The organism is Streptomyces sp. P9(2023) (assembly GCF_032436795.1).
Taxonomy (GTDB): domain Bacteria; phylum Actinomycetota; class Actinomycetes; order Streptomycetales; family Streptomycetaceae; genus Streptomyces.
This window is the reverse complement of record NZ_JAUPWM010000439.1, coordinates 1-275: the sequence shown is the minus strand read 5'-3', so window position 1 is coordinate 275 and position 275 is coordinate 1. Positions and strand designations below refer to the sequence as shown.

1 protein-coding gene is annotated in these 275 nt (G+C 44.0%); it reads left to right on the top strand.

Going from position 1 to position 275, the window contains the following annotated elements; translation table 11 throughout:
- Positions 1 to 39: 39 nt before the first annotated feature.
- The coding region (locus Q5762_RS38270) for a hypothetical protein (RefSeq protein ID WP_315896926.1) at positions 40 to 275 on the top strand (236 nt) is incomplete at its 3' end.

Sequence of the window (275 nt, the reverse complement as noted above, 5' to 3'; positions counted from 1 at the left end):
GAAGGCGACTATTTTCACCCAGACCTCTATCAAGCCTACATGGACTATCACCAAGAGAAATGTAACCGAGGTGAGCAAAAGTTAGCAACGTGGGCTAGCGCAAAGAGGATGTTGAGTTTCTTTCTTACATCCCAGAACCGCAGCCTAGAAGCGAAGGGACTAAAGTCCATCAAAGGGCAAAAAAAAGACACCGAATCCCACAAAGGGATTGATGTTTCTGGTGAGTTCAAACCGTTAGTTCGATGTTTCATTGCTGCTTTTGGTCAATTTAGAAA